The sequence below is a fragment of the Paraburkholderia eburnea genome, from assembly GCF_002917095.1.
GTDB lineage: Bacteria > Pseudomonadota > Gammaproteobacteria > Burkholderiales > Burkholderiaceae > Paraburkholderia > Paraburkholderia eburnea.
This window is the reverse complement of sequence record NZ_PQGA01000001.1, coordinates 464,956-489,210: the sequence shown is the minus strand read 5'-3', so window position 1 is coordinate 489,210 and position 24,255 is coordinate 464,956. Positions and strand designations below refer to the sequence as shown.

23 protein-coding genes and 1 pseudogene are annotated in these 24,255 nt (G+C 66.0%); 8 read left to right on the top strand and 16 right to left on the bottom strand.

Going from position 1 to position 24,255, the window contains the following annotated elements:
* Positions 1 to 83: 83 nt before the first annotated feature.
* Both dnaJ and pabB read left to right on the top strand, forming a co-directional pair.
* Entirely contained in the window at positions 84 to 1,217 is a 1,134-nt protein-coding gene (gene dnaJ, locus B0G62_RS02185; protein WP_103702066.1) for a molecular chaperone DnaJ, read from the top strand.
* Positions 1,218 to 1,295: 78 nt separating this feature from the next.
* Positions 1,296 to 3,188, top strand: a complete 1,893-nt coding sequence (gene pabB, locus B0G62_RS02180) for an aminodeoxychorismate synthase component I (RefSeq protein ID WP_103702064.1) — start codon at positions 1,296 to 1,298, stop codon at positions 3,186 to 3,188.
* An 88-nt stretch (positions 3,189 to 3,276) separates the two neighbouring features.
* On the opposite strand, the gene panB is transcribed toward pabB, so the two are convergent.
* The 7 genes and pseudogenes from panB to B0G62_RS02145 all read right to left on the bottom strand — a co-directional run bounded on the left by panB (position 3,277) and on the right by B0G62_RS02145 (position 10,358).
* Positions 3,277 to 4,092 carry a 3-methyl-2-oxobutanoate hydroxymethyltransferase gene (gene panB / locus B0G62_RS02175; protein ID WP_103702062.1) on the bottom strand — a complete coding sequence of 272 codons (816 nt, stop codon included), beginning with the start codon at positions 4,090 to 4,092 and terminating at the stop codon, positions 3,277 to 3,279.
* A gap of 83 nt (positions 4,093 to 4,175) precedes the next feature.
* Positions 4,176 to 4,856 carry a deoxynucleoside kinase gene (locus B0G62_RS02170; RefSeq protein WP_103702060.1) on the bottom strand — a complete coding sequence of 227 codons (681 nt, stop codon included), beginning with the start codon at positions 4,854 to 4,856 and terminating at the stop codon, positions 4,176 to 4,178.
* Positions 4,853 to 5,431 carry a 2-amino-4-hydroxy-6-hydroxymethyldihydropteridine diphosphokinase gene (gene folK / locus B0G62_RS02165; protein ID WP_103702058.1) on the bottom strand — a complete coding sequence of 193 codons (579 nt, stop codon included), beginning with the start codon at positions 5,429 to 5,431 and terminating at the stop codon, positions 4,853 to 4,855. Before folK ends, B0G62_RS02170 begins: the two co-directional genes overlap by 4 nt.
* A gap of 75 nt (positions 5,432 to 5,506) precedes the next feature.
* A complete protein-coding gene (pcnB, locus tag B0G62_RS02160; RefSeq protein WP_103702056.1) occupies positions 5,507 to 7,138 on the bottom strand; it encodes a polynucleotide adenylyltransferase PcnB in 1,632 nt (543 codons plus the stop codon).
* Positions 7,135 to 7,821 carry a histidinol-phosphatase gene (locus tag B0G62_RS02155; protein WP_103702054.1) on the bottom strand — a complete coding sequence of 229 codons (687 nt, stop codon included), beginning with the start codon at positions 7,819 to 7,821 and terminating at the stop codon, positions 7,135 to 7,137. The genes pcnB and B0G62_RS02155 overlap by 4 nt, the downstream gene beginning before the upstream one ends.
* Positions 7,822 to 8,516: 695 nt before the next feature.
* A pseudogene (gene hda / locus B0G62_RS02150) lies at positions 8,517 to 9,209 on the bottom strand (DnaA regulatory inactivator Hda); the annotation flags it as partial.
* Between the two features lie 69 nt (positions 9,210 to 9,278).
* A complete protein-coding gene (locus B0G62_RS02145; protein ID WP_103702052.1) occupies positions 9,279 to 10,358 on the bottom strand; it encodes an AI-2E family transporter in 1,080 nt (359 codons plus the stop codon).
* 265 nt (positions 10,359 to 10,623) lie between these two features.
* On the opposite strand from B0G62_RS02145, the gene purM reads away from it, so the two are divergent.
* Positions 10,624 to 11,685, top strand: a complete 1,062-nt coding sequence (gene purM / locus B0G62_RS02140) for a phosphoribosylformylglycinamidine cyclo-ligase (RefSeq protein ID WP_103702050.1) — start codon at positions 10,624 to 10,626, stop codon at positions 11,683 to 11,685.
* 80 nt (positions 11,686 to 11,765) lie between these two features.
* Here purM and kynA read toward each other — a convergent pair whose 3' ends face one another.
* From kynA to kynB, 3 genes are all read right to left on the bottom strand, one after another.
* Positions 11,766 to 12,728, bottom strand: coding sequence for a tryptophan 2,3-dioxygenase (kynA, locus tag B0G62_RS02135; protein ID WP_103702048.1), 963 nt, complete (start codon positions 12,726 to 12,728; stop codon positions 11,766 to 11,768).
* A 10-nt stretch (positions 12,729 to 12,738) separates the two neighbouring features.
* Positions 12,739 to 13,989 carry a kynureninase gene (kynU, locus tag B0G62_RS02130; protein ID WP_103702046.1) on the bottom strand — a complete coding sequence of 417 codons (1,251 nt, stop codon included), beginning with the start codon at positions 13,987 to 13,989 and terminating at the stop codon, positions 12,739 to 12,741.
* Positions 13,990 to 14,057: 68 nt separating this feature from the next.
* Positions 14,058 to 14,690, bottom strand: a complete 633-nt coding sequence (gene kynB, locus B0G62_RS02125) for an arylformamidase (RefSeq protein WP_103702044.1) — start codon at positions 14,688 to 14,690, stop codon at positions 14,058 to 14,060.
* Positions 14,691 to 14,821: 131 nt separating this feature from the next.
* On the opposite strand from kynB, the gene B0G62_RS02120 reads away from it, so the two are divergent.
* A complete protein-coding gene (locus B0G62_RS02120; protein ID WP_103702042.1) occupies positions 14,822 to 15,325 on the top strand; it encodes an Lrp/AsnC family transcriptional regulator in 504 nt (167 codons plus the stop codon).
* A gap of 73 nt (positions 15,326 to 15,398) precedes the next feature.
* Here the strand turns inward: B0G62_RS02120 and B0G62_RS02115 are convergent, their stop codons facing one another.
* Positions 15,399 to 15,911 (bottom strand): flavin reductase family protein, encoded by a 513-nt coding sequence (locus B0G62_RS02115; protein ID WP_027816790.1) that lies wholly within the window; start codon positions 15,909 to 15,911, stop codon positions 15,399 to 15,401.
* Positions 15,912 to 16,100: 189 nt separating this feature from the next.
* Between B0G62_RS02115 and msrA the strand changes: the two genes are divergently transcribed.
* A complete protein-coding gene (gene msrA, locus B0G62_RS02110; protein ID WP_103702040.1) occupies positions 16,101 to 16,646 on the top strand; it encodes a peptide-methionine (S)-S-oxide reductase MsrA in 546 nt (181 codons plus the stop codon).
* A gap of 73 nt (positions 16,647 to 16,719) precedes the next feature.
* Here the strand turns inward: msrA and B0G62_RS02105 are convergent, their stop codons facing one another.
* From B0G62_RS02105 to pdxH, 3 genes are all read right to left on the bottom strand, one after another.
* Positions 16,720 to 18,042, bottom strand: coding sequence for a DUF72 domain-containing protein (locus B0G62_RS02105; protein WP_103702902.1), 1,323 nt, complete (start codon positions 18,040 to 18,042; stop codon positions 16,720 to 16,722).
* Positions 18,043 to 18,121: 79 nt separating this feature from the next.
* On the bottom strand, positions 18,122 to 19,336 hold the full coding sequence (locus B0G62_RS02100) for an SAM-dependent methyltransferase (protein ID WP_103702038.1): 1,215 nt from the start codon (positions 19,334 to 19,336) through the stop codon (positions 18,122 to 18,124).
* Between the two features lie 164 nt (positions 19,337 to 19,500).
* A complete protein-coding gene (gene pdxH, locus B0G62_RS02095) occupies positions 19,501 to 20,148 on the bottom strand; it encodes a pyridoxamine 5'-phosphate oxidase (protein WP_103702036.1) in 648 nt (215 codons plus the stop codon).
* Between the two features lie 189 nt (positions 20,149 to 20,337).
* Between pdxH and tcdA the strand changes: the two genes are divergently transcribed.
* The 3 genes from tcdA to B0G62_RS02080 all read left to right on the top strand — a co-directional run bounded on the left by tcdA (position 20,338) and on the right by B0G62_RS02080 (position 22,230).
* A complete protein-coding gene (gene tcdA, locus B0G62_RS02090) occupies positions 20,338 to 21,231 on the top strand; it encodes a tRNA cyclic N6-threonylcarbamoyladenosine(37) synthase TcdA (RefSeq protein WP_244193073.1) in 894 nt (297 codons plus the stop codon).
* A 202-nt stretch (positions 21,232 to 21,433) separates the two neighbouring features.
* Positions 21,434 to 21,868 (top strand): hypothetical protein, encoded by a 435-nt coding sequence (locus B0G62_RS02085; RefSeq protein WP_103702034.1) that lies wholly within the window; start codon positions 21,434 to 21,436, stop codon positions 21,866 to 21,868.
* The gene (locus tag B0G62_RS02080; protein ID WP_167401168.1) at positions 21,787 to 22,230 is read left to right on the top strand and encodes a hypothetical protein; all 444 of its coding nucleotides are present in this window, start codon (positions 21,787 to 21,789) and stop codon (positions 22,228 to 22,230) included. Before B0G62_RS02085 ends, B0G62_RS02080 begins: the two co-directional genes overlap by 82 nt.
* 87 nt (positions 22,231 to 22,317) lie before the next feature.
* Here the strand turns inward: B0G62_RS02080 and trxA are convergent, their stop codons facing one another.
* Both trxA and B0G62_RS02070 read right to left on the bottom strand, forming a co-directional pair.
* Positions 22,318 to 23,166 (bottom strand): thioredoxin, encoded by an 849-nt coding sequence (gene trxA, locus B0G62_RS02075; protein WP_103702030.1) that lies wholly within the window; start codon positions 23,164 to 23,166, stop codon positions 22,318 to 22,320.
* 79 nt (positions 23,167 to 23,245) lie between these two features.
* Positions 23,246 to 24,130 carry a pirin family protein gene (locus B0G62_RS02070; protein WP_103702028.1) on the bottom strand — a complete coding sequence of 295 codons (885 nt, stop codon included), beginning with the start codon at positions 24,128 to 24,130 and terminating at the stop codon, positions 23,246 to 23,248.
* Positions 24,131 to 24,255 lie beyond the last annotated feature (125 nt).

The following is a 24,255-nucleotide window of genomic DNA, read 5'->3' as shown; positions in this document are numbered from 1 at the left end:
AAAAGGAACGGCTAACGGGTCACGAGATCCAGCATTCAAGAGGAGCCGGCGTGCGCGCAGCGTGTGCCCGGCGTTGAACCGATATGGCGAAACGGGATTACTACGAGGTTCTGGGCGTCGCGAAGAACGCGAGCGACGACGAAATCAAGAAGGCGTATCGCAAGCTGGCGATGAAGTATCACCCCGACCGCAATCCGGACAACAAGGATGCGGAAGAGCATTTCAAGGAGGCCAAAGAGGCCTATGAAATGCTGTCGGACTCGCAAAAGCGCGCGGCTTACGACCAGTACGGCCACGCGGGCGTCGATCCCAACATGGGCGGCGCGGGTGCGCAGGGCTTTGGCGGTTTCGCGGATGCCTTCGGCGACATCTTTGGCGATATCTTCGGCCAGGCCGCGGGTGGCCGTGGCGGCCAGCGCAGCGGTCCGCAGGTGTATCGCGGCGCGGATCTGCGCTACAGCATGGAAATCACGCTGGAGCAGGCGGCGCACGGTTACGAAACGCAGATCCGCGTGCCGGGCTGGAGCAGTTGCGAAGTCTGTCACGGCTCGGGCGCGAAGCCCGGCACCAAGCCGGAAACCTGCCCGACCTGTCACGGTTCGGGTTCGGTGCGCATGTCGCAGGGCTTTTTCAGCATCCAGCAGACTTGCCCGAAGTGCCACGGCACCGGTTCGTACATCCCCGAGCCCTGCACGTCCTGCCATGGCGCGGGCAAGGTGAAGGAAACCAAGACGCTGGAAGTGAAGATTCCGGCGGGCATCGACGACGGTATGCGTATCCGCTCGGCCGGCAACGGGGAGCCTGGCATCAACGGCGGCCCCTCGGGCGATCTGTACGTCGAAATCCACATCAAGCAGCACGCGGTTTTCGAGCGCGACGGCGACGATCTGCACTGCCAGATGCCGATTCCGTTCTCCACCGCCGCGCTTGGCGGCGAGATCGAAGTGCCCACGCTGGCGGGCCGTGCGACTTTCCCGGTGCCCGAAGGCACGCAGTCGGGCAAGACCTTCCGTCTGCGCGGCAAGGGCATCAAGGGTCTGCGTTCGAGCATCGCGGGCGATCTGTACGTGCACGTCCAGGTGGAAACGCCGGTCAAGCTCACCGAGCATCAGCGCGAACTGCTTCAGCAGTTCGAGAAGTCGCTCGTGGAAGGCGGCGCGCGCCATAGCCCGCAGAGCAAGAGCTGGTTCGACCGCGTCAAGAGCTTCTTCGATTGATGCGCGGTTTTGAGGGCGCGCGGGTCGTTTCATGCGTCCAGTGCGCCTCGGACCGCTGGCAGTACAGGTAGTCACACAATGGCAGTCAATCCAGGTGGCGCGGTGTTCGCGCTGCTCGACGATGGCGACTCGACGGCGGCGAGCCGTTCGAGCCGCCTTTTTACGGGCTTCGTGCGGGAACTGGCGTGCGAGCGCCCGGCCGATCTCGACGCGGTATGCGCGCAGGTGCGTGACGCGCAGAATGCGGGGCTGCATAGCCTCGTGCTCGGCGACTACGACTTCGCGCGCGCGCTCGTGCTCGGCAAGCTCATCAAGCCCAGCGCCATTGCTTCACCCGGTTCGTCCATTGAAACGCAGCCCGGCCACGCCGCGCTGCGTTTTTTATTGTTCGAACGCTGCGAAAAGCTCTCGCGCGACGAAGCCGATGCCTGGCTCGCCACGCGCGAAGGCAGCGAGACGCCGCATCCGGCCGGCATCGCGGGCGTGACGATGGGCGTCGATCGTGAGCGCTTCGAGCGCGATATCGGCGCGGTGCAGGACGCGCTGCGCATCGGCGACTCGTACCAGATCAACTACACGTACCGGTTCGGCTTCGAGGCGTTCGGCTCGCCGCTGGCGCTCTATCGCCGTCTGCGCGAGCGCCAGCGGGTGCGCTATGGCGCGCTTATCGCGCTGCCGGACGATCGCTGGGTGCTGTCGTGCTCGCCGGAACTCTTCGTCGAAAAGCACGGCGAAACGTTGCGCGCGAAACCGATGAAGGGCACGGCGGCGCGCTGGGCCGATCCCGCCGAGGACGCCGCTGCCGCGCAGTTCCTTGCCAACGATCCCAAGAATCGCGCCGAAAACGTGATGATCGTCGATCTGCTGCGCAACGATATCTCGCGCGTGGCACGCACGGGCACGGTGCGCGTGCCGGCGCTCTTCAGCGTCGAGCCGTATGCGTCGGTGTGGCAGATGACGTCGACGGTCGAAGCGAAGCTGCGCGAAGGCACGACCTTCGCTGACGCGATGCGCGCGCTGTTTCCCTGCGGCTCGATCACGGGCGCGCCCAAGCACCGCACGATGGAGCTGATCGACGCGCTGGAGCATGGGCCGCGCGGCCTGTACACGGGCACGATCGGCTGGCTCGACGCGGCGCGCGATGGCGAAGCGTGCGGCGACTTCTGCCTTTCGGTGGTGATTCGCACGCTGACGCTCGATGCCGCAGTGGGCGGTCTGCGTCGCGGCGAGATGGGCGTGGGCGCGGGCATCGTGCTCGACAGCGTGGCCGCCGACGAATATGAGGAGATGCGTTTGAAAGCCCGTTTCCTGACCGGGGCCGATCCCGGCATCGAACTGTTCGAAACGATGTACGCGACGCGCGCGCAGGGCGTGCGGCACCTCGAACGCCATCTCGTGCGTCTCGCGTCGAGTGCCGCGTGGCTCGGTTTTCCGTGCGATGTCGATGCCTTGCGTGAGCGTCTTGCGCAAGCGTGCGCGCAATGGCCGGAAGATGACGCACCGCATCGCGTGCGCGTCGCGCTCGCCAAAAGCGGGGAGATCGCGCTGACGTCGGCGCCGCTCGCGCCGTTGGCGCACGACAGCGTCGGCGTGCTGCTCGCGCCGGATCATGGTTTCGCGCCGGTTGAGTCCGCTGATGCGCTGCTGCTGCGCAAGTCCACGCGCCGCGCCGAATTCGACCGCGCGTGGCGCGAGGCCGAAACGCAGGGCGCCTTCGACATGCTGTTCTTCAACGAGCGGGGCGAGCTGACCGAAGGCGGACGCTCGAACGTGTTCGTGAAGCTCGACGGGCAGTGGTGGACGCCGCCGCTTGCGTCGGGCGTGCTGCCCGGTGTGATGCGCGGGGTGCTGCTCGATGACGAAGCGCTCGGCGCAAAGGAGCGCGTGCTGACGCGCCGCGACGTGCTCGAAGCGCAGGCGCTGATGCTCACCAACGCGTTGCGCGGGGCGGTGCCCGCGAAGCTAATGTAACGGTGCGTCGCACCCGTAAAGGCCCAAAGAAAAAGCGCGTGCCGTAAAAGGTCACGCGCTTTTTCACATCGGCATGAAGCGGCTGGCTTCAGAACCCGTGTTCGGGGCCCGGGAACGTGCCTTCCTTCACCGCCGTCACATAGGCGCGCACGGCCGATTCGATATTCGGCTGGCCTTGCATGAAGTCCTTCACGAAGCGCGGACGCTTGCCGGGGAAAATGCCCAGCATGTCGTGCAGCACCAGCACCTGGCCCGAGCAGTCCAGCCCTGCGCCGATACCGATGGTCGGAATGCGCAACTGCTTCGTGACTTCCGCGCCCAGCGCCGAGGGCACGGCCTCGATCACGACGAGCTGCGCGCCCGCGTCCTGCAGCACGAGCGCGTCGCGCACGAGCTGGGCCGCTGCGGCATCGGTCTTGCCCTGCACCTTGAAGCCGCCGAACGCGTGCACCGACTGGGGCGTGAGGCCGATGTGCGCGCACACCGGCACCGCGCGCTCGACCAGCATCTTCACGGTGGGCGCGAGCCATTCGCCGCCCTCGATCTTGACCATCTGCGCGCCCGCGCGCATGAGCTTCACGGCGCTGGCGAAGGCTTCCTCGGGCGTGCCGAAGGTGCCGAACGGCAGATCGGCGACGATCAGCGCCTTGGGTTGCGCGCGCGCCACCGACGCCGTGTGATAGGCGATGTCGTCGAGCGTGACGGGCAGGGTCGTCGTGTGGCCCTGGAGCACGTTGCCGAGCGAGTCGCCGATCAGCACGGTATCGACGCCCGCGCGGTCGCACAGCGCGGAGAAACTGGCGTCGTAGCACGTGAGCATGGCAATCTTCTCGCCGGCGTCGCGCATGGTCTGGAGCTTGGGCACGGTGACCGCGCTGCGGCTCGTTTCCTGCAGGTAAGTCATGGGGAAATCCTGGGGTGATCCTTGTGAGATCCGTTAAGGATGGAGAAACCGGATGGACGCCGCCTGACCAGGCCTCGCGAGGCTCAGAGCGACGTGCCCTTGACGAACGATTCCTTGCGCCCGCGCATCGTTTCGATACGCTCGGCGATCAGCGCAAGGTCCTCGTCTGAGTCGAGCGGATTCAGATTTTCGACGCCGACTGTCAATACCGGCGCGCGGTCGTAATGATAGAAAAATTCGTTGTAGCTGTCGCACAACCCACGCAGGAAAGCGTCGGAGATGTGCTGCTCCACCGGCACCGCGCGCTTCTGGATGCGCGCGAACAGCGCTTCGGGACTGGCCTGAAGGTAGACGACCAGATCGGGCGCGGGTGCCTGCACGGGCAGGCGCGCGGCGAGCGCGCGATAGAGCGGCAACTCGTCCTCGGACAGCGTCAGGCGGGCGAACACGTCGTTGCGCTCGGCGAGGAAGTTGGTCACGAGCGGCGCGCCCGCGCTGCGGCGCGCGGCCACTTCGTGCGACAGGCGCTCGCGCTGCAGCGCGACGGCAAGCTGCGCGGCCAGTGCGTGGTGCGAGGCGTCGCGGTAGAAGCGTTCGAGAAAGGGGTTGTCGGCGTGCGACTCGATCAGCGTCTGCATCGACCAGCGCTCGGCCAGACGGCTGGCGAGCACGGTCTTGCCCGCGCCTATTGGCCCTTCGATCGCGATGTAGTCGAGCGCGGGCCGCGCGGCGCGTGCGGTGACGATCGGCAGGGGTGTGTTCATTGGCAGCCGCCGGCTTTCTTGCCGCCATCGTCGCTGGCGTTGCCTTGTGCTTCGATGCTATCGGGCGTGGAGGGCGCCGTGCCCAGACACGCGCACAGCGGGCGCAACTTCTCGATGCGCTGATCGGCGACGCCAGGCAGGAACGCACTCACCGCACCCTGACCGGGAATGACGAGCTGCGCATCGATTTCGGCGAGCGGCGCGAGCACGAACGCGCGGCCCGTCATGCGCGGATGCGGCACGGTCAGGTCGGGATCGTCGATCACGGCGTCGCCGAACATCAGGACGTCGATGTCGAGCGTGCGCGGCGCGTTGCGAAAAGGGCGTTCGCGGCCGAAATGATGCTCGATCCGCTGGCACAGACCGAGCAGATCGTGCGCCGTGAGGCACGTTTCGAGTTTCACGACACAGTTGAAATAGTCGTCGCCGCCCGCGTCGATCGGCGCGGTGCGGTACAGACTCGATTTGGCGACCACGGTAATGGTGTGCTGTTGCGCGAGACACACCACCGCGTCTTTGAGGGTCTGGCGCGCATCCCCCAGATTTGCGCCGATTCCCAGCCAGGCAACCGTCATGGCTTCACTTCCTGCGGCTATCGTTGCAAAGGCGCCTGCGAGGCGCCCGCACTACGCGCTGCGCCTCTCATGGCGTCAGTCCTCGTACGGGCCGTCGTCGCCCCCGTCATGCGCGGAATCCGCGCCAGCGCCTTCGTCACCGGCGGCGCCGGTTGCGGCTTCGCCCGCCTTGCGGCTCTTCGCACCGCCACGGCGGCGGCGCTTGCGCGGCGAGCGCTCCCTGCTGCCGCCGGCGGCCAGCAGCGTTTCGCGCGCGGTGAGATCGCCGCTGATGAAGTCGGTCCACCACTGGCCCACTTCGGCGTCGAGCTCGCCCGATTCGCAGCGCAGCAGGAGGAAATCATACCCCGCTCTGAAGCGCGGGTGTTCCAGCAGCTTGATCGCGCTGCGGCCGCGTTTTTCGAGGCGCAACTGCAAGCCCCAGATCTCGCGCATATCGGACGAGAAGCGGCGATGGATCGCGAGCTTTTCGGTCTGTGCGTCGATCACGTCGTCCATCGCGCGACCCAGCGCCGGCACCGGGAAGTCGCCCTCGGCCGTGTACTGCGTCAGGCGTTGCTGAACGTCGTGCCACAGCAGCGTGGCGAACAGGAAGCCCGGCGACACCGGCTTGCCGGCGCGCACGCGCGCATCGGTATTCGACAGCGCGAGCGTGATGAAGCGCTCGCCCTGCGGCTGTTCCAGCACCACGTCGAGCAGCGGCAGCAGGCCGTGATGCAGGCCTTCCTTGCGCAGCCAGCGCAGGCATTCGAGCGCGTGACCCGAAAGCAGCAGCTTGAGCATCTCGTCGAACAGACGCGCCGCCGGCACGTTGTTGATGAGATCGGCCATTTCCACGATGGGCGCGCGCGTGTGCTCCTCGATTTCGAAGCCGAGCTTGGCCGCGAAACGCACCACGCGCAGCATGCGCACCGGGTCTTCGCGATAGCGCGTGGCCGGGTCGCCGATCATGCGCAGCAGGCGCGCGCGCATGTCGGCCATGCCGTTGTGGTAATCCAGCACGGTCTGCGTGGCCGGATCGTAGTACATCGCGTTGATCGTGAAGTCGCGGCGCGTGGCGTCTTCGTGCTGCTCGCCCCAGACGTTGTCGCGCAGCACGCGGCCGCTTGCGTCGACGTGATGGGTCTTGCGGTCGAGTTCGTCGCGGCGCATGCGTTTGACCGGCGCGGCGCTGGGCGCGGCGGCGGGCGGCGCATCCACCAGCGCGCGGAAAGTCGAGACTTCGATGATTTCCTGGCCGAACTGCACGTGCACGATCTGGAAACGCCGGCCGATGATGCGCGCGCGGCGGAACAGCTTCTGCACCTGGTCGGGCGTGGCGTCGGTGGCGACGTCGAAATCCTTGGGCGCGACGCCGAGCAGCAGATCGCGCACCGCGCCGCCGACGATGAACGCGCGAAAGCCGGCTTGCTGCAGGCCTTCGGTCACGCGCACGGCGTTGCGGGAAATCAGCGACGGGTCGATGCCGTGCACGTCGGCGGACAGGATCACGGGCGTGGTGGGGTCGGCCGCGCCCTTTTGCGCGCCGCGCGGCTTGGCTTCCTTCTTGACCGTGACGGTTTTGCGGCGCGCCCGGGTGGCGGTGCCGACGGCGGCGTCGCCGTCATGCTGGGCCGCTGCGCGGGTTGGGTCGCCGGATTCGCCTTGCGTTTCAAGGGCTTCGGCGTCGTCCTGGCCGAACAGCTTGCGGATGAATTTCTTGATCACGATGCCTGGAACAAATCGAGGATGCGCCAGCCTGCTTTTTGCGCGTGGGCGCGCAGGGTGTCGTCGGGGTTGGTCGCGATCGGGTCGGTGACTTTTTCGAGCAGCGGGATGTCGTTGTGCGAGTCGCTATAGAAGTAGCTGCGATCGAAGTCCGACCAGGTCTTGCCGAGCGAGGCAAGCCAGGCTTCGACGCGCGTGATCTTGCCTTCGCGAAAGCTCGGCGTGCCCGTCGGGCGGCCGGTGAAAGCCGAGGCCGGATGGCCGTCCACGGTTTCGACTTCGCAGGCGATCAGTTTGTCCACGCCGAAGGCTTCGCCGATGGGCGCCGTGATGAATTCGTTGGTCGCCGTGACCATGCAGACGAGGTCGCCCGCGGCCTTGTGCTCGCGCACGAGTTCGATCGCGACCGGCAGCATGGCCGGTTTGATGACTTCGTGCATGTACTGGTCGTGCCAGGCCTTGAGCTGCTCGCGCGAATGCTTCGCGAGCGGCGTGAGGGCGGCGACGAGGTACGCGTTGATGTCGAGCGTGCCGGCCTTGTACTGGCCGTAGAAGTAGTCGTTCTGCTCGGTGAAGCGCTCGGCGTCCACGAGGCCGAGCTTCACCATGAAGCGGCCCCATTCGTGGTCGCTGTCGGTGGGGATCAGCGTGTGATCGAGATCGAAGAGTGCGAGATTAGCCATGGGCGCTCATTTTACTTGAAGCGGGTGAAGCCGTTGCCGCTGCCAGCGTCGGCCGGCGGGGCGGGCTGCGTGTTGGGCTGCGGGTCGGACTGTGAAGCGGGTTCGTCGGGCGCGGCGGCCTTTGGGGAGCCATCGGGCGCGGCGGGGTCCGGCATGGCGGGCGATGCAGGGTCGGCCTGGGCGTCCGGCTGCGGTCCGGCCGCGGCGGGTGGCCGGTTCGGGGCGTTCGGATCATTCGGATCATGCGGATCGACGGGCACGGCGGGCGGATCGAGATCGCCGTTCAGTTCGCCGGTCATTTCGTTGCTGACATCGGCTTCGACTTCGCCTTGCAGCTCCGTGCCCAGCTCGCGATGGACGACGTCGCGGAATTTAACCCCGAGTTCGCCGTCGACATTGTCGGTCGGCGGCTCGAAGGGCTTGTCGCCCAGCGGCTCGCGCGCCTGCTGGGCCGGGGGTTTCGGCGCTTCGTAAGCCGGATCGGATGCGTCCTGCTCCAGCGTCTCCTGGGGCGGGAACAATTCAAGCTCGACGGCCGCCGGGGTCGCATCGGGCGCGGGAGCCGCACCGCCTTCGGCCTGCTCTTCGCCGATGACGTTGGTGATATCGGCGGGATCGGCGCTTTCCGCCTCTTCAGGCTGCAACGCGAACAGCGCGGTGTCGTCGCCCGCGAGCGCTTCGGGACTCAGCGGCCCTTCACCGTTGGCGAGCATGGTGCGCAACAGCGGCAGCGTCACCGCGCGCTTTTGCTCCAGCGAGAAGCGGTCGAGCGCGTCGAGCAGGCGCATCAGGCTCGGCATATCGCGGCGGAAGTGCGTGAGCAGATAGGCCGGCACGTCGTCGGCGAGATTGATGCCGCGCTCGCGCGCCGCCTGCTTGAGCACGGCGGCCTTGCCCGCGTCCGAGAGCGGCGCGAGATGGAACACGAGACCCCAGCCCAGCCGCGTGCGCAGATCCTCGCGCACCGCGAGCCCCATCGGCGGCGCGTTGCCGGTGGCGACGAGCGCCGTGGCCGGATGCGAGCGCACCTCGTTGAAGAGATTGAAGAGCGCGATCTGCTGCGCGCCCGAGAGCGCATCGCAGTCGTCCACGGCGTAGATCGTCACGCGCGGATCGAACGTGAAGGCGGCGAGGCCGCTTTGCGGTCCGAGATAGCGCACATGACCCGGCGGCGCTTCGAAGGCGAGCGAGCGCAACAGATGCGAGCGGCCATTGCCCGGCTCGCCCCAGACGTAGAACGTGCGGTCGGCCTTCGGATCGACGCCCGCGGCGAGTGCGGCGTCCAGCCCGCGCAGGCGCGCGACCAGCTCCGCATTGGCGCCGGTGTGGAAGTTGTCGAAGGTCGATGGCGGCGGAGTGCCGAGATCGAGCGTTAGCTGTCGCTGCACGGTATGTCTGGCCGAAGTCCCGGGTCTCTCAGTGTCTGCCTGTCTGCTCGTCGTGTGCTCGGTGGCGGCTCAATTGCGGTAGAGCGCGCTGGCGAGATAGCTGCGCCGCAGCTCGCGCAGCGCGATCGAGAGGATCGCGCTGGCCGGCAGCGCAAGCAGCACGCCGAAGAAGCCGAACAGTTGCCCGAAGGCGAGCAACGCGAAAATCACCGCGAGCGGATGCAGGCCGATGCGCTCGCCCACGAGGCGCGGCGTGAGGAAAAAGCCCTCGAGCACCTGGCCCACGCCGTAGATCAGCGCCACCGCGCCGAAACCATACCAGCTACCGAACTGCAGCAGTGCGGCGACGAGCGCGAGCACGAGGCCCGTCGCATAGCCCAGATACGGAATCAGCACCGCGAGGCCCGTGAACACGCCCACCGGCAGCGCGACCTCGAAGCCCGCGATCGACAGCGCGATTGCGTAGAACGCCGCGAGGATCGCCATCACCAGCAACTGCCCGCGCAGATATTGCGCCAGCATGCGATCCATCTCGCCGGCCAGCTCCATGGTGCGCGCGAACCAGCGGCGCGGCACGAAGGTCTGCATGCGCGAAAGCATCGCGTTCCAGTCGTAGAGCAGATAGAACAGCACGAGCGGCACCAGCACGGCGTTCGAGACGACCTCGATCGCCACGTTGCTGCTGGTGCGAATCGACGTCCACGCGTAGAGCGCGATGGTCTGCGCGCTGCCTTCCATGCGGCTCGTGATCATGTCGCGCAGGCTCTGGAAATCGAGCATGTCGTCGCTCACGCCGAGAAACCTCAGCTTGGGCTGCAGCCAGTCGTGCAGATGCGTGATCATCGCGGGCACCTGCTGCTTGAGCTGCGGCCCTTCCTTCTGGATCACGGCGAGCAGCAGCACCACCAGCATCGTCACGACCAGCGCGAAAAACAGCATCATCGTGAGTGCGGCGAGGCCGCGCGGCACGCGCCGGCGCACGAGCCACGCCACGCCCGGCTGCAGCACGTAAGCGAGCAGGCCGCCGAGCAGAAAGGGCGTGAGCACGGGCCGCAGCAGCCACAGCACGATGCCGAAGGCGAGCGCAAGCGCGGCCCAGATGAAGGCCTGACGTTGATACGGCGTGAAAATCGGAGTGTTCTGCGACAAAACCAGGTTTCCGTTTGTAGGGTGAGGCGGGATGGCGAAGTCGTGCGCGAGCGGTCTTTTTGCCCATTATTCGCGCGTCTTGCGCCTTGTCTCCTGCCCGTTCCGGGCGCGCCGCGCCGCGCTCATCCGCCCATTCGCGTCCCGCTTGCATCCTGTTTGCGGCTCGCCTGCGCCAGGCGCGTATCAAAATACTCACCCTGGGCGCGGCGGCGGGGCGCCGTCAATCGGTTAAAATCGCATTTTACCGACCTTCTGGCGCTTCCCCATGAATGAACCGAAATCCGGCCCCGCTAATTCCCAACAAGGCCTCTCCTACCGCGACGCCGGCGTGGACATGGTCGCGGGCGATGCGCTCGTCGATCGCATCAAGCCTTTTGCGAAAAAGACCCTGCGCGAAGGCGTGATGGGCGGTATCGGCGGATTCGGCGCGCTCTTCGAAGTGCCGAAGAAGTACAAGGAGCCCGTGCTGGTTTCGGGCACCGACGGCGTGGGCACGAAGCTGCGCCTCGCGTTTCATCTGAACAAACACGATACGGTCGGCCAGGATCTCGTCGCGATGAGCGTCAACGACATCCTCGTGCAGGGCGCCGAGCCGCTGTTCTTCCTCGATTACTTCGCCTGCGGCAAGCTGGACGTCGATACGGCGGCCACGGTCGTGCAGGGCATCGCGCAAGGTTGCGAGCTCTCGGGCTGCGCGCTGATCGGCGGTGAGACGGCGGAAATGCCGGGCATGTACCCGGACGGCGAATACGACCTCGCGGGCTTCGCGGTCGGCGCGGTGGAAAAGAGCAAGATCATCGACGGCAGCACGATCGCCCCGGGCGACGTGGTGCTGGGCCTCGCGTCGAGCGGCATCCACTCGAACGGCTTCTCGCTCGTGCGCAAGATCATCGAGCGCGCGAACCCGGACATGAACGCCGACTTCGACGGCCGCACGCTGGCCGACGCCCTGATGGCGCCCACGCGCATCTACGTGAAGCCGCTGCTCAAGCTGATGGAAACCATCACCGTGAAGGGCATGGCGCACATCACCGGCGGCGGTCTGGTCGAAAACATTCCGCGCGTGCTGCGTGAAGGCCTCACGGCTGAACTGAACCATGCCGCATGGCCGCTGCCGCCGCTGTTCTCGTGGCTGCAGAAGGAAGGCGGCGTCGCCGACGCGGAAATGCATCGCGTGTTCAACTGCGGCATCGGCATGGCCGTGGTCGTGGCGGCCGATCAGGCCGATGCCGCCGCCGCGCTGCTGGCGGCCGCGGGCGAGCAGGTCTGGAAGATCGGCTTCGTGCGCGAAAGCAAGGAAGGCGAAGCGCAGACCGTGGTGGTCTAAGCCCGGCGCGTTCCTTCGCAAAAAAGCCCGCCAACCGGCGGGCTTTTTCTTTAGGCGCGACGTTCAAGCGGCAACGCGCGTCAGAGCACCGTGCGCACGTGCCAAAGCTCCGGAAACAGCACGACGTCGAGCATCTTGCGCAGATACGGCGCGCCATTGGTGCCACCCGTGCCCTGCTTGAAGCCGATGATGCGCTCCACCGTCGTCACGTGGCGAAAGCGCCACTGGCGGAACGCGTCTTCCAGATCGACGAGTTCTTCGGCCATTTCGTACAGATCCCAGTGCTTCGAGGGATTGCGATAAATCTCCAGCCACGCCGCTTCCACCGTGGCGTCGTGCTCCGTCGCCTGGCTCCAGTCGCGCGCGAGACGCTCGGGCGCGATCGCAAAGCCGCGCCGCGCGAGCAGGCGGATCACCTCGTCGTAGAACGACGGCGCTTCGAGCGTCGCCTTCACCTGCGCGTGAATCTCGGGCCGATGTTCGTGCGGCTTGAGCATCTGCGCGTTCTTGTTGCCGAGCAGGAACTCGATCATGCGGTACTGATACGACTGGAAGCCCGACGACGCGCCCAGATACGGCCGCATCGCCGTGTATTCGGACGGCGTGAGCGTCGAAAGCACGCTCCACGCCTGCACCAGTTGCTCCAGAATGCGCGAGACGCGCGCGAGCTGCTTGAACGCGGGCGGCAGTTCGTCGCGATGCACGTTGGCGAGCGCCGCGCGCAGCTCGTACAGCGCGAGTTTCATCCACAGCTCGCTGGTCTGATGCTGGACGATGAACAGCATCTCGTTGTGATCGGGCGAGAGCGGATGCTGCGCATTGAGCACCGAATCCAGCCCAAGGTAATCGCCGTAGCTCATCGACTTCGAAAAGTCGAGCTGCGCGTCGTGCCAGCCGTCGCCTTGTTCCGCTGCTGCTGCGGGCGCCTGCGTGTGAGCCGCCGCCGCGCCCGCGCCGTGGCCGAACGGACAGCCGCCGCGCGGCGCGTCCTTCGGTGCACTGGCGTCCTCGGGCACGCCCGGAATCTGCATGTGGTCGTTCATCGCGCGCTCCTCAGGTCACCGCGCCGCGTGCGGCGAATTCGGGCTTGCGCCAGTACTCGGTCGCGAGCACGTCGCGCAGCGTTTCCACCGCGTCCCAGACATCCACATAACGCACGTAAAGCGGCGTAAAGCCGAAGCGCAGCACGCGCGGCTCACGATAGTCGCCGATCACGCCGCGCGCGATCAGCGCCTGCATCACTTCATAGCCATGGGGATGCTCGAAACTCACGTGCGAGCCGCGCCGCGCATGTTCGCGCGGCGTGACGAGCGTGAGGTCGAACTCCTTGCAGCGCGTCTCGACCAGTTCGATGAAGAGATCGGTGAGCGCGAGCGACTTGCGGCGGATCGCCTGCATGTCGGTTTGCAGGAACACGTCGAGGCCGCATTCGACCAGCGCCATCGAGACAATCGGCTGCGTGCCGCACAGATAGCGGCCGATGCCGTCGTCGGGCCGGTATTGCGGATTCATTTCGAACGGCGACTTGTGGCCCCACCAGCCCGACAGCGGCTGCGAGAACGTGTTCTGGTTGCGTTTGGGCACCCACACGAAGCCCGGCGAGCCGGGGCTGCCGTTCAGATACTTGTACGTGCAGCCGACCGCGTAATCGGCGTTCACGCCGTTCAGGTCGACCGGCACCGCGCCCGCCGAATGCGCCAGATCCCAGAGCGCGAGCGCGCCTTGCGCGTGGATGTGTTCGGTGAGCGCGCGCATGTCGTGCATCTCGCCGGTGCGGTAGTTCACGTGCGTGATCATCGCCACGGCCACGTCGTCGCGGATCGCGGCGGGCAGCTCGGACGGATCGTCCACGAGGCGCAGCTCGTAACCGCGATCGAGTTGCTCGATCAGACCCTGCGCGATGTAGAGATCGCTAGGGAAATTCGAGCGCTCGGAGACGATCACGCGGCGCTTCGGATCGCGCGCGTTCTGCACGCGCAGCGCGGCGGACAGCGCCTTGAAGAGATTGATCGAGATGGTGTCGGTCACGACCACTTCGTCCTCGGCCGCGCCGATCAGCGGGGCGAGCTTGTTGCCCAGACGCCGCGGCAGCGCGAACCAGCCAGCCGTGTTCCAGCTGCGGATCAGGCCTTCGCCCCATTCGCCGCCGATCACGGCCTGGGCGCGCGCGGCGCTGGCCTGCGGCGGCACGCCGAGCGAGTTGCCGTCCAGATAAATGGTTTCGGGGGCGAGCGTGAATTGTTCGCGCAGCGCCGCGAGCGGGTCGGCGCGGTCGGCGGCCAGGGCTTCGTTACGGTCGTTCATGTCGATGGGGAGTCGTGAAGGTGTCTCGGGCGATTGCGGTGCAATCGGTGTTTTCTGGTGTGTGTGTCTTATTGGGGCAGCGCGCGCAGCACGGCGCGCACGGGGCTGGCGTCGAGCGTCGCGAATTTCAGCGGCAGCGCGATCAGCTCGTAGTCGCCGGGCGCGATGGCGTCGAGCACGACGCCTTCGAGAATCGCCATGCGATGCGCGCGGATGCGGTGATGCGCGTCCATCGTCTTCGACTCCTGCGGGTCGAGCGACGGCGTATCGATGCCGATCAGGCGCACACCATGCGCCGCGAGCAGATCGATCGTCGCGGGCGCCACGGCGCAGAACGCGCTATCCCAGCGATCCTGCGGCGCTTGCGCGTAAGTGCGCAACAGCACGCGCGGCGGGATGCCGTCGAGCGCGTTTTCGACATGCTCGGGCAGCACTAAAGGCGTCGCGCCCACGCAATGAATCACGCGGCACGCGCCGATATACGTATCGAGCGGCACATCGCCGATGGGCGCGCCTTCGGCGTCGTAGTGCAGCGGCGCGTCGGTGTGCGCGCCGGTGTGCGGCGAGAGCGTCACGCGCGCCACATTGACCGGCGAGCCGGCCTCCATGCGCCAGACACGCTCGACGCTTACGCTCGTATCGCCGGGCCAGACGGGCGTTGCAGGATGGATCGGCGGGGAAATATCCCAGAGGGTGTTCATCTCGATGACAGAAGTGTGCGGGTATTTTTCGAATGATAGGCAACCCTCTGCGAAATGTGCTTGCGAAAAAAACGCCGTACGCTACAGTTCTTGGCACATAATTTGTTACAAGACGGGAACGGAGACCAAATATGAACGCTATCTCGCTCGACGCAACCGATTGCCGGATTCTCGCCGTGCTCCAGAACGAGGGCCGCATCAGCAACCTCGATCTGGCCGAACGTATTTCGCTGTCGCCGTCCGCGTGTCTGCGGCGGCTGCGCCTGCTCGAAGAGCAGGGCGTGGTCGAGCGCTATCGCGCCAGTCTGAACCGGGAGATTCTCGGCTTCGAGATGGAAGCCTTTGTGCAGGTCTCGATGCGCAACGACCAGGAAAGCTGGCACGAGCGCTTTGTCACGGCGCTGCGCGACTGGCCCGAAGTGGTGGGCGCTTACGTGGTGACGGGGGAGACGCACTATCTGCTGCGCGTGCTCGCGCACAACCTCAAGCACTACTCGGATTTCGTGCTCAACAAGCTGTACAAGGCGCCGGGCGTGATGGACATCCGCTCGAACATCGTGCTCACGACGCTCAAGGTCGAGGCGGGCGTGCCCGTCGATCTGATCGCGCAGCGCGGCGAGCCGAAGGCGAACTGAGGCTGAAGTCGAGGCGGGGGCTGCCCGGCGCGTGCGCCGGGCCGGTGAACATCAAAGCACGATCAAAGCACGATCAAAGCGGTTCGATCTGGTGAAACCCGCCGCCGTGGAACACGAGCGGCGACGCCTGATCGAGATCCTCGCGCACGCCGCAGCGCTCCACTTCGCCCACGAAGATGACGTGATCGCCTTCGTCGTAGCGGCTGCGGTTATGGCATTCGAACCAGGCGATGGCGCCGTCGAGCACCGGCATGCCGCTGTCGCCGGCCGCGTGCGAGACGCCTTCGAAACGGTCGCCCTTGACGGTCGCGAAGCGCTTGCACAGATCGAGCTGCGACGCGGCGAGCACATTCACCACATAATGGCTGTTGCTGCGGAACACGGGCATCGACGCCGAGCGCGTGGCGAGGCTCCAGAGCACGAGCGGCGGATCGAGCGACACCGAGTTGAACGAACTGGCGGTAATGCCGATGAGCTGGCCGTCGGGCGCGCGCGTCGTGATGACCGTCACGCCGGTCGCGAACTGGCCGAGCGCGCGGCGGAATGCGGCGGCGTCGAAGTTGGGCGGGCTGGCGCGGCGGGTCATGGCTGCACGCCCTCAATCGATGCGGAAGTCGGAATAATCATGTGGAATTTCGGCGAATTGCCCCAATTTTAGCGAAAAGCGGCGGGCGACTGGGTTTAGACCCACTCGCGCAGCGGTTACCGCCTGGTTGCGCCGATTTGTGCCGATTGTGCGCACGGCGCGTCCGCCATTGTCAAAGGAGAGTTGAGCATGAGTCAGACGATCGAAACGGCCACCCTGGGCGGCGGATGTTTCTGGTGCCTCGAAGCAGTCTATCTGCGTGTGGAAGGCGTGGTGGCGGTGGAGTCGGGCTATGCGGGCGGCCAGACCGTCAATCCGACCTATGAGCAGGTCTGCGACGGCGCGACGGGCCACGCCGAAGTCGTAAAGGTCGATTTCGACCCCGCGAAGATCAGCTATCGCGAGATCCTCGACATCTTCTTCGCGATTCACGATCCGACCCAGTTGAACCGTCAGGGCAATGATGTCGGCACGCAGTATCGCTCGGTGATCTTCACGCATTCGCCGGAACAGGGCGCAATCGCTGAACAGGCGATCCGCGAGCTGGCGGCCGAAGGCGTCTATGACGGCAAGATCGTCACCCAGGTGCTGCCGCTCGACGGCAACTACTTTCCCGCCGAGGCGTATCACCAGAACTACTTCGCGCAGCATCCGGATCAGGGCTATTGCGCCTTCGTGGTCGCGCCGAAGGTGGCGAAGTTCCGCCAGAAGTTCGCGCATCGGCTCAAGGCTTGAGCCTGGCGTAGACGCGCTCAGGTGAGCGCAACGGCAGGGGCGGTTCGAGGGATCGAACCGCCCCTGCTTCATTTCATGACGCAGATTCCCGGGCTTCAGTGCGCAGGCGCGCCATTTCCCCGGCGATAGCGATCCCGAGCTTCTGGCACGTGAGCGGCGCCGATCCTTCCGCCTTGTTATTGGTCGTGATGAGCACGGGTTGGCCCGCGATCGCATAGCGGGCGGCCAGTTCGGCGAGCGTGTCGCGCGTGTGCGGGTCTTCGTCGACGAGCTTGTCGAATGGTTCATAGCGCGCCTTGGCCTGCTCGTACTTGAAGCCGCTGTGCAGGCTCCAGCGCACGATCAGCGGTCCGGCGGGCGCTTCGCCGTCCATCAGCGCGAGCGCCGCCGCCTGGCGCAGCGGGTCGGGCATACGCGCGTGCAGGCCGACGCAGTAGCGCACTCCCGCCGCGCGCAGCGCGCGCACGAAACGCGGCGTGAGCAGGATGCCGTCGCGGATCTCGACGGCGTAGCAGGTCGCGTCGCCGGGCGCGGCGTCGTCGGTGGCGTCTTCGGCGGGCTTCGGCAGCGGCTGAAGCGGCGGCAGCGCGGCCAGGAAGGCCGATAGCCGCTCGACGAACACGGCCGGATCGGCGAGCAGTTGATCGGGCAGCGGCGGAAACTGGAACACGAGCGCGCCCGCCTTCCTGCCGAGGCCCGCGAGGCACGGCTCGACGAATTCGCGCGCGGCAAGCTCGGCGTTCAGAAAGCACGGGTTGGCCGAGACCGGCTCGCCGCGATCGCCGCGCACGCTGGCGTCGGTGATGAGCGCGGGCGCTTTGACGATGAAGCGGAAATGATCCGGCACCTGTTGCGCGTAGCGCAGATAGTCGGTCACGCTGAGCGGCGCGTAGAACGAGCGGTCGATGCTCACCGAGCGCAATAGCGGATGCGCGCCATAGGCCGCGAGTCCGTCGCGCGCGAGCTTCGAGTTGCTGTAGTCGTCGCCATAGACGATGCCGTTCCAGCCCGGAAACGACCACGACGAGGTGCCCAGCCGCACGCCGGCGGGCAGATCGGCGGCCAGGTCGAGCACGTCCTGCGTAGGGGCGGCGGGCAGCACGCCACGCGCGCGGCGTCTGGGGGCGGGAGAATCGGGGGATTCCGGCGTGTCCGTTGGGCTGTCGGCGGTTTCTGAATCGGCTTCCGGCGACTGGCCGCGTGCGGCGCGCCTGGGCGGCGGCTCAGGCGGCACGAAGCCGAACAGATCGGTCTGGGCGGTCTGGGCTTTCTCCGGGCGCTCGACAGGCGCGGCGCGTCGGGCGGGCGCGCGCGTCACACTGCGCGAGGCGGGCCGCGCTGAAGCCTCGCCATCATGGTCCAGCGCCCCGAAAAGGCCGTCGTCGCGTTCGTTCATCCAGGTATCAAAGTGGCGAGTGAGGCGCCCGGTCAGAAAAAGCAGGAAAAAGCCGCCCGCCTCACCCGCGACGGGCACATCAAAGCGGCTTCTCGTACATATAGCGGCGCGACCACGGCAGCGTCGTCGCGCTGCGGCCGGCCTTGCGGCAGACGATCTGGTAAATCGACACGTCGTCGTGCTCGAACGCGTAGGCGCAGCCCGCCAGGTAGACGCGCCAGATGCGGAACTTCTCGTCGTCGACGAGCTTTTTCGCTTCTTCGGCACGCGCCTCGAAGTTATCGGCCCAGAGGTCGAGCGTGTGCGCATAGTGACGGCGCAGGCTTTCCACGTCAACCGCCTCCAGCCCGCCGCGCTGCGCCGCTTCCAGCGCCAGGCTGATATGCGGCAGCTCGCCGTCGGGGAACACGTAGCGGTCGATGAACTCGCCGCCGCCCAGCGCCGTCTCGCCGCTTTCGGCATCCGACGAGGTGATGCCATGGTTCATGGCGATGCCGTCGTCGGCAAGCAGCTCGCGCACTTTCGTGAAGTAGCCGGGCAGATTCTTGCGCCCGACGTGCTCGAACATGCCCACGCTCGTGATGCGGTCGAACTGGCCTTGAACGTCGCGATAGTCCTGCAGGCGGATCTCGATGCGATCTTCGAGTCCCGCGTCCTTCACGCGCTGCGTGGCCAGATCGAACTGGTTCTGCGAGAGCGTCACGCCCACGCAGCGCGCGCCGAATTTTTGCGCCGCGCGCAGCACGAGCGCCCCCCAGCCACAGCCGATGTCGAGCAGCGTCTGGCCTTCCTTGAGCTGGATCTTGGTGAGGATGTGATCGATCTTCTTGAGCTGGGCGGTGGCGAGATCTTCATCGCCGTTCTCGAAGTACGCGCACGAATAGACCATGTTCTCGTCGAGCCAGAGCTTGTAGAACTCGTTCGAGACGTCGTAGTGGTACTGGATGGCCTTTTTGTCGGTGCTCTTCGAGTGCGTGAAGTAGCGGCGCACGCGCGCGAGCTTGCTGGCGCTCGTGACGGTGCTGCGCGCGAGCGAGTAGCTGATGTTGATGATGTCGGCGACCTTGCCTTCGATGTCGATCTTGCCCTTCACATAGGCCTCGCCGAGATTGTCGAGGCTCGGTTCGAGCAGAAGCGGCAGCGCCGACGCGCTATTGACCTTCAGCGTGACCTGCGGCGCGGCGAAGTGGCCGAAATCGTATTGCTGGCCGCTCCAGAGTACGAGCCGCGCGGGCAGATCGGCCTTGTTGCGCACTTCGTCGACCCACTGTGCGAGTTTTTTCTCCCAGAACATGCGTTTCTCTCCGTGTCGATTGAACGGCTCAAGCCGAGGAAAGACAAAAGCGAATTGCGATGCGTAGTACCGGACAAACACGAGGCAAAGCGGACTGGCGCGCCGTCATACCGCCTCGAACCGCAGAGGGCGGCGCGCCCGGCGGGCACGCCGCTCGATCAGGATCAGGGGGCGAGCCGTTCGATGCGCCACGCGGCGCCGGCTTGCGCGCTGTCGCGCGTGTAGCGGATGCGGTCATGCAGGCGCGACGGGCGGCCTTGCCAGAACTCGATGGCGTCCGGCACGACGCGGTAGCCGCCCCAGTGCGGCGGGCGCGGCGGCGCATCGCCGTACTGGGCGCTGATTTCGCGCTCGCGAGCTTCGAGCTGCGCACGGCTGTCGATCACCGTGCTCTGCTCCGACGCCCACGCACCGATGCGCGAGCCGAGCGGACGCGACTGATAGTAGGCGTCGCTTTCCGCATCGCTGGTTTTCTCGACGCGGCCTTCGATACGCACCTGGCGTTCGAGTTCGATCCAGTGGAACAGCAGGGCGGCGTGCGGCCTGGCCGCCAGTTCGCGGCCCTTGCGGCTGTCGTAGTTGGTGAAGAACACGAAGCCGCGCTCGTCCACGCCCTTGATCAGCAGGATGCGCGCGGCCGGACGGCCTTCGGCATCGACGGTCGCGACGGTCATCGCATTGGGCTCGGGCAACTGCGCGTCGAGCGCCTGGGCGAACCAGGTCTGGAACTGGCGGATCGGATCGGCGTCGACGTCGGTGGCGTCGAGCGAGCCGAGCGAGTAATTCTTGCGGAGATCGGCGAGGGAGGTCATGTTTTATGCAGACGCTTCAGTGCGGACGAGTATAACCAGAAATAACCGGAAGGCGGGGCCGGATGCCGCGGCCGCGCAGCCCGGTCCGGAGCACAGCCCGATCGCGCGCGATCAGGCAAAATACGGGTCTTCCCAGGACCGTGACAATACGCAATCGGTCCGCTTTCGCGCATTCGATTTTCTACCGTCATGTCCAGTACACCGCTTTCCACTTCGACCGCCTCGTTCCCATCTGCGGCCGAACCCGCCGATCTTACCGCGCCGCACGCGCACGAGGTTGCCGACCGGGCGCGCCGCTTCGGCGGCGTGGCGCGGCTTTACGGCGCACCCGCGCTCGACGCGTTCGAGCGCGCGCATGTCGCGGTGATCGGCATCGGCGGGGTGGGCTCGTGGGTCGCGGAGGCGCTCGCGCGCAGCGCGATCGGCACGCTCACGCTGATCGACCTCGACAACGTGGCCGAGAGCAACACCAACCGCCAGATCCACGCGCTCGACGGCAACTACGGCAAGCCCAAGGTCGAGGCGATGGCCGAGCGCATCAAGCTGATCGATCCGGACTGCGACGTGCGGCTCGTGGAGGATTTCGTCGAGCCGTCGAACTTCGACGCGCTGCTGGGCAGCGGCTTCGACTACGTGGTGGATGCGATCGACAGCGTGCGGACCAAGACCGCGCTGATCGCCTGGTGCGTCGAGCATCGCGTGCCGCTCATCACCGTGGGCGGCGCGGGCGGGCAACTGGACCCGACGCGCATCCGCATCGACGATCTCGCGCTCACCATCCAGGATCCGCTGCTCTCCAAGGTGCGCGGGCAACTGCGCAAGCATCACGGCTTCCCGCGCGGCCCGAAGGCGCGCTTCAAGGTGAGTGCGGTGTATTCGGATGAACCGCTGATCTACCCGGAAGCGGCGGTGTGCGACGTCGATAGCGAGGCCGAGCACGTCACGACCTCGCCCGGCCATCACGGTCCGGTGGGGCTGAATTGCGCGGGGTTTGGCTCGAGCGTGTGCGTGACCGCGAGTTTTGGTTTTGCCGCGGCGGCCTATGTGCTGCGCACGCTGGCGCATCAGGCGAATACGCGCTGAGGCGTGCCGGCGCGCTTCTGGTACTAACGGTCGCGCGCCGTGCATGAAGTTTGATCTCGCAAAGCGTTTGATGCTTCGGAGTTCTGCATTATTCGCGAAAAGGGCGAAGGTGCCGTTGTAGCATCGCGTGACGCGCTGAAACTTCCTTCGCAGGCGTGCGAATCTTTCGATCCAGGTTGTTGCGTTCGACCAGGCTTAAGCAATGGCACGCCATGTCTACAATTTATTCGTCCGGGTGTTGATCTACTTGCTGCCGTTCTGGCTGGCGGGTTTTGAGTACACGGTGCATCAGTCGCTGAAAGAACACGACCCGGAGGCTTTTCTCGCGCCTGCGTTGATGCTTGGCGCCATCGCCTTGCTCATGCCGCTTTGTCTGGCGCGCAAGGAACCGCATCGCCGTGAATCGTGGCTCGTACGGTTCAAGTATCGCTGCGATATTGTTCTGGTCGCGGTTGCCGCCGCGCTCGCGCTGTTCGGCATGCCGCTATGGCACCAGTTCCTGGGTGTCTCACTCGGCGCGACTTTCGAGGGATGGCCAGCCTTGGCACTATTCGGATGGACGGCTGTGAAGTCGGATTCGATGGTCTATTATTTTTCCGCCGTTGGTTTAAGCGAACTCAAGCGGTTGACGGCATGATGACGAATCTTTTCCTGAATTTTTCGCAGAACTACGGCGTGCTGATCATCGCCGCCATTACCTTCTGCATCGTGCAGGCGCTCTCGTACTTGTTCCGGCAGCATGTTGCGACGGTTGAGCGTCGTGCATCGGTGATTCATGTGCCGGCGCGCGCAGGAACGCAGATGCTCGTGCGCGAGGAACTCGATCGCAGCTTCAAGGAGCTTGCGGCTGCCATGCGCAAACGGGAAGCGGTGAACAAAGCGGCGCGCGGCAAGTTGCAGGCGCGGTTCAAGGGACGCGCTGCTTCTGCGAGCTACGGCGCGCAATCGGCGGCGTACGTCGGCAGCCTGAGGCATGGTCGCAAGACCCGCCTCGGCTGAACGCGCTTCCAGGCCCGTCCAGAAAAAAAGCCCGCGATTTTCGCGGGCTTTCTACTTTGGCCGGGGTCGACTGGCTCGGTTCAGGGCTCAGTTCAGCGTCGCGCTGAGCTTGCGCCGCCATTCGCTCACCAGTTGCGGCTGATGCTCGGCCAGATCGAACACGGACAGCATGGTCTTGCGGCCGATGTCGTCGCGGAACGTACGGTCGCGCTTCACGATCTCCAGCAAATGCTCCAGCGCACCGGCGTACTTGCGCCGCGCGATCAGCGCGCTCGCCAGGTCGAAGCGCGCGTCGAGATCGTCGGGATGCGCGCTCACCTGCGTTTCCAGTGCGTCGGTCGGCGGCAGGTCGGCGGCGGCGTCCAGTGCGTCCAGACGGGTCTTGAGCGCGTTGAAGCGCGCGTCGATGCCCTGTGTGGTCTTGGGCGAAAGCAACTCGACTTCCTTGTGCGCCTCGTCGGCGCGGTTGTCGGCGAGCAGCAGTTCGATCAAATCCATGCGCGCTTCGTCGAAGCCCGGATCGTAGGCAAGCGCGGCTTGCAGCGCTTCGTAGGCGTCCTCGCGGCGGCCCTCGGCGAGCGCTTGCTGGGCCGCGGCGCGCGCGGCTTCGGCCGAATCCGGGATCAGGCGGTCGAGAAACGCACGCAGCTGGCCTTCCGGCAGCACGCCGATGAACTGGTCCACAGCCTGACGATCCGCGAAAGCGACGACGTGCGGAATGCTACGCACCTGAAAGTGCGCGGCCAGTTCCTGGTTTTCATCGACGTTCACCTTCACGAGCTTCCATTTGCCCGCGTATTCGGCCTCGAGCTTTTCCAGCATCGGGCCCAGCGTCTTGCACGGGCCGCACCACGGCGCCCAGAAGTCGACCAGCACGGGCGCGAGCGCCGACGCCTCGATCACGTCCTTTTCAAATGTGGCCAGAGTGGTATCCATTGCGTCCTCGTTAGGAAAATTCCGTCTTGCGCGGAGATGGGGGCGAAACGCCGTGCTTCAATGTGCCGTCAGTACAACGTCAGTGCGCGGGCTTTTTCTCGGGCAACGGAATCCATTCGGTCTCGCCGGGCACCTGCCCCATTTCCTGGCGCGTCCATGCGGCCTTCGCCGCCTCGATCTTCTCGCGCGAACTGGCGACGAAATTCCATTCGATGAAGCGCTCGCCTTCCAGCTTTTCGCCGCCCAGCAGCATCACGCGCGCCCCCTTCGTGCTGGCGAGCGTGACGGTTTCACCGGGCACCAGCACGGCCATGGTGTGCTGTTCGAGCGGTGTGCCGTCGATCGCGAAATCGCCTTCGACGAGATACACGCCGCGCTCCTCGTGCTCGGCGTCGAGCGCGATCGCGCTGCCCGGCGCGAAATCGGCAGCTACGTAAAGCGTGCCGGAGAAAGTCTTGACCGGCGCCGTGGCGCCGAACGCCGTGCCCGCGATCACGCACATCGACACGCCGTTGCGCTCGACCTTCGGCAGCGTGGCGGCTTCGTGGTGGAAGAACGAGGGATCGGTGTCTTCGTGTTCGAGCGGGAGCGCCACCCAGGTCTGGATGCCGTGCATCGTGAGGCCGGTGGCGCGGTTTTCGTCGGGCGTGCGCTCCGAATGGACGATGCCGCGTCCCGCCGTCATCCAGTTGACGTCGCCGGGCAGAATCTTCTGATGCGAGCCGAGGGAGTCGCGGTGCATCAGCGCGCCTTCGTACAGATAGGTGACGGTGGCCAGTCCGATATGCGGATGCGGGCGCACATCGACGCCCGCGCCGGGCGCGAGCGCCGCCGGACCCATGTGGTCGAAAAAGATGAACGGCCCGACGAGGCGCGCGGCCATCGCGGGCAGCACGCGGCGCACGTAGAGATTGCCGATATCACGCTGATGAGGCTTGAGGACCGCTTTGATCGATGAGGACATGGACGCTTCCTTGATGAACCGGACGGTATGAAGGCGAATGTGGGGCGCTGACGGTGCGCGAGCGCTGGCGCGAATGACGTAATGAACAGGCGTCGCGCGGACAGGCGCCCATTCTAACGCCCGCT

Excerpts from the sequence above, each read along its gene's own strand:
- dnaJ (WP_103702066.1), top strand. The coding sequence starts at position 84 with ATGGCGAAACGGGATTACTACGAGGTTCTGGGCGTCGCGAAGAACGCG.
- panB (WP_103702062.1), bottom strand. The coding sequence starts at position 4,092 with ATGACTTACCTGCAGGAAACGAGCCGCAGCGCGGTCACCGTGCCCAAG.
- B0G62_RS02155 (WP_103702054.1), bottom strand. The coding sequence starts at position 7,821 with ATGGCTAATCTCGCACTCTTCGATCTCGATCACACGCTGATCCCCACC.
- msrA (WP_103702040.1), top strand. The coding sequence starts at position 16,101 with ATGAGTCAGACGATCGAAACGGCCACCCTGGGCGGCGGATGTTTCTGG.
- purM (WP_103702050.1), top strand. The coding sequence starts at position 10,624 with ATGAATGAACCGAAATCCGGCCCCGCTAATTCCCAACAAGGCCTCTCC.
- trxA (WP_103702030.1), bottom strand. The coding sequence starts at position 23,166 with ATGGATACCACTCTGGCCACATTTGAAAAGGACGTGATCGAGGCGTCG.
- B0G62_RS02120 (WP_103702042.1), top strand. The coding sequence starts at position 14,822 with ATGAACGCTATCTCGCTCGACGCAACCGATTGCCGGATTCTCGCCGTG.
- B0G62_RS02080 (WP_167401168.1), top strand. The coding sequence starts at position 21,787 with ATGGACGGCTGTGAAGTCGGATTCGATGGTCTATTATTTTTCCGCCGT.
- folK (WP_103702058.1), bottom strand. The coding sequence starts at position 5,431 with ATGACGGTTGCCTGGCTGGGAATCGGCGCAAATCTGGGGGATGCGCGC.
- B0G62_RS02170 (WP_103702060.1), bottom strand. The coding sequence starts at position 4,856 with ATGAACACACCCCTGCCGATCGTCACCGCACGCGCCGCGCGGCCCGCG.
- pabB (WP_103702064.1), top strand. The coding sequence starts at position 1,296 with ATGGCAGTCAATCCAGGTGGCGCGGTGTTCGCGCTGCTCGACGATGGC.
- tcdA (WP_244193073.1), top strand. The coding sequence starts at position 20,338 with ATGTCCAGTACACCGCTTTCCACTTCGACCGCCTCGTTCCCATCTGCG.
- pdxH (WP_103702036.1), bottom strand. The coding sequence starts at position 20,148 with ATGACCTCCCTCGCCGATCTCCGCAAGAATTACTCGCTCGGCTCGCTC.
- kynU (WP_103702046.1), bottom strand. The coding sequence starts at position 13,989 with ATGAACGACCGTAACGAAGCCCTGGCCGCCGACCGCGCCGACCCGCTC.
- B0G62_RS02085 (WP_103702034.1), top strand. The coding sequence starts at position 21,434 with ATGGCACGCCATGTCTACAATTTATTCGTCCGGGTGTTGATCTACTTG.
- B0G62_RS02115 (WP_027816790.1), bottom strand. The coding sequence starts at position 15,911 with ATGACCCGCCGCGCCAGCCCGCCCAACTTCGACGCCGCCGCATTCCGC.
- B0G62_RS02070 (WP_103702028.1), bottom strand. The coding sequence starts at position 24,130 with ATGTCCTCATCGATCAAAGCGGTCCTCAAGCCTCATCAGCGTGATATC.
- B0G62_RS02105 (WP_103702902.1), bottom strand. The coding sequence starts at position 18,042 with ATGAACGAACGCGACGACGGCCTTTTCGGGGCGCTGGACCATGATGGC.
- kynA (WP_103702048.1), bottom strand. The coding sequence starts at position 12,728 with ATGAACGACCACATGCAGATTCCGGGCGTGCCCGAGGACGCCAGTGCA.
- kynB (WP_103702044.1), bottom strand. The coding sequence starts at position 14,690 with ATGAACACCCTCTGGGATATTTCCCCGCCGATCCATCCTGCAACGCCC.
- B0G62_RS02100 (WP_103702038.1), bottom strand. The coding sequence starts at position 19,336 with ATGTTCTGGGAGAAAAAACTCGCACAGTGGGTCGACGAAGTGCGCAAC.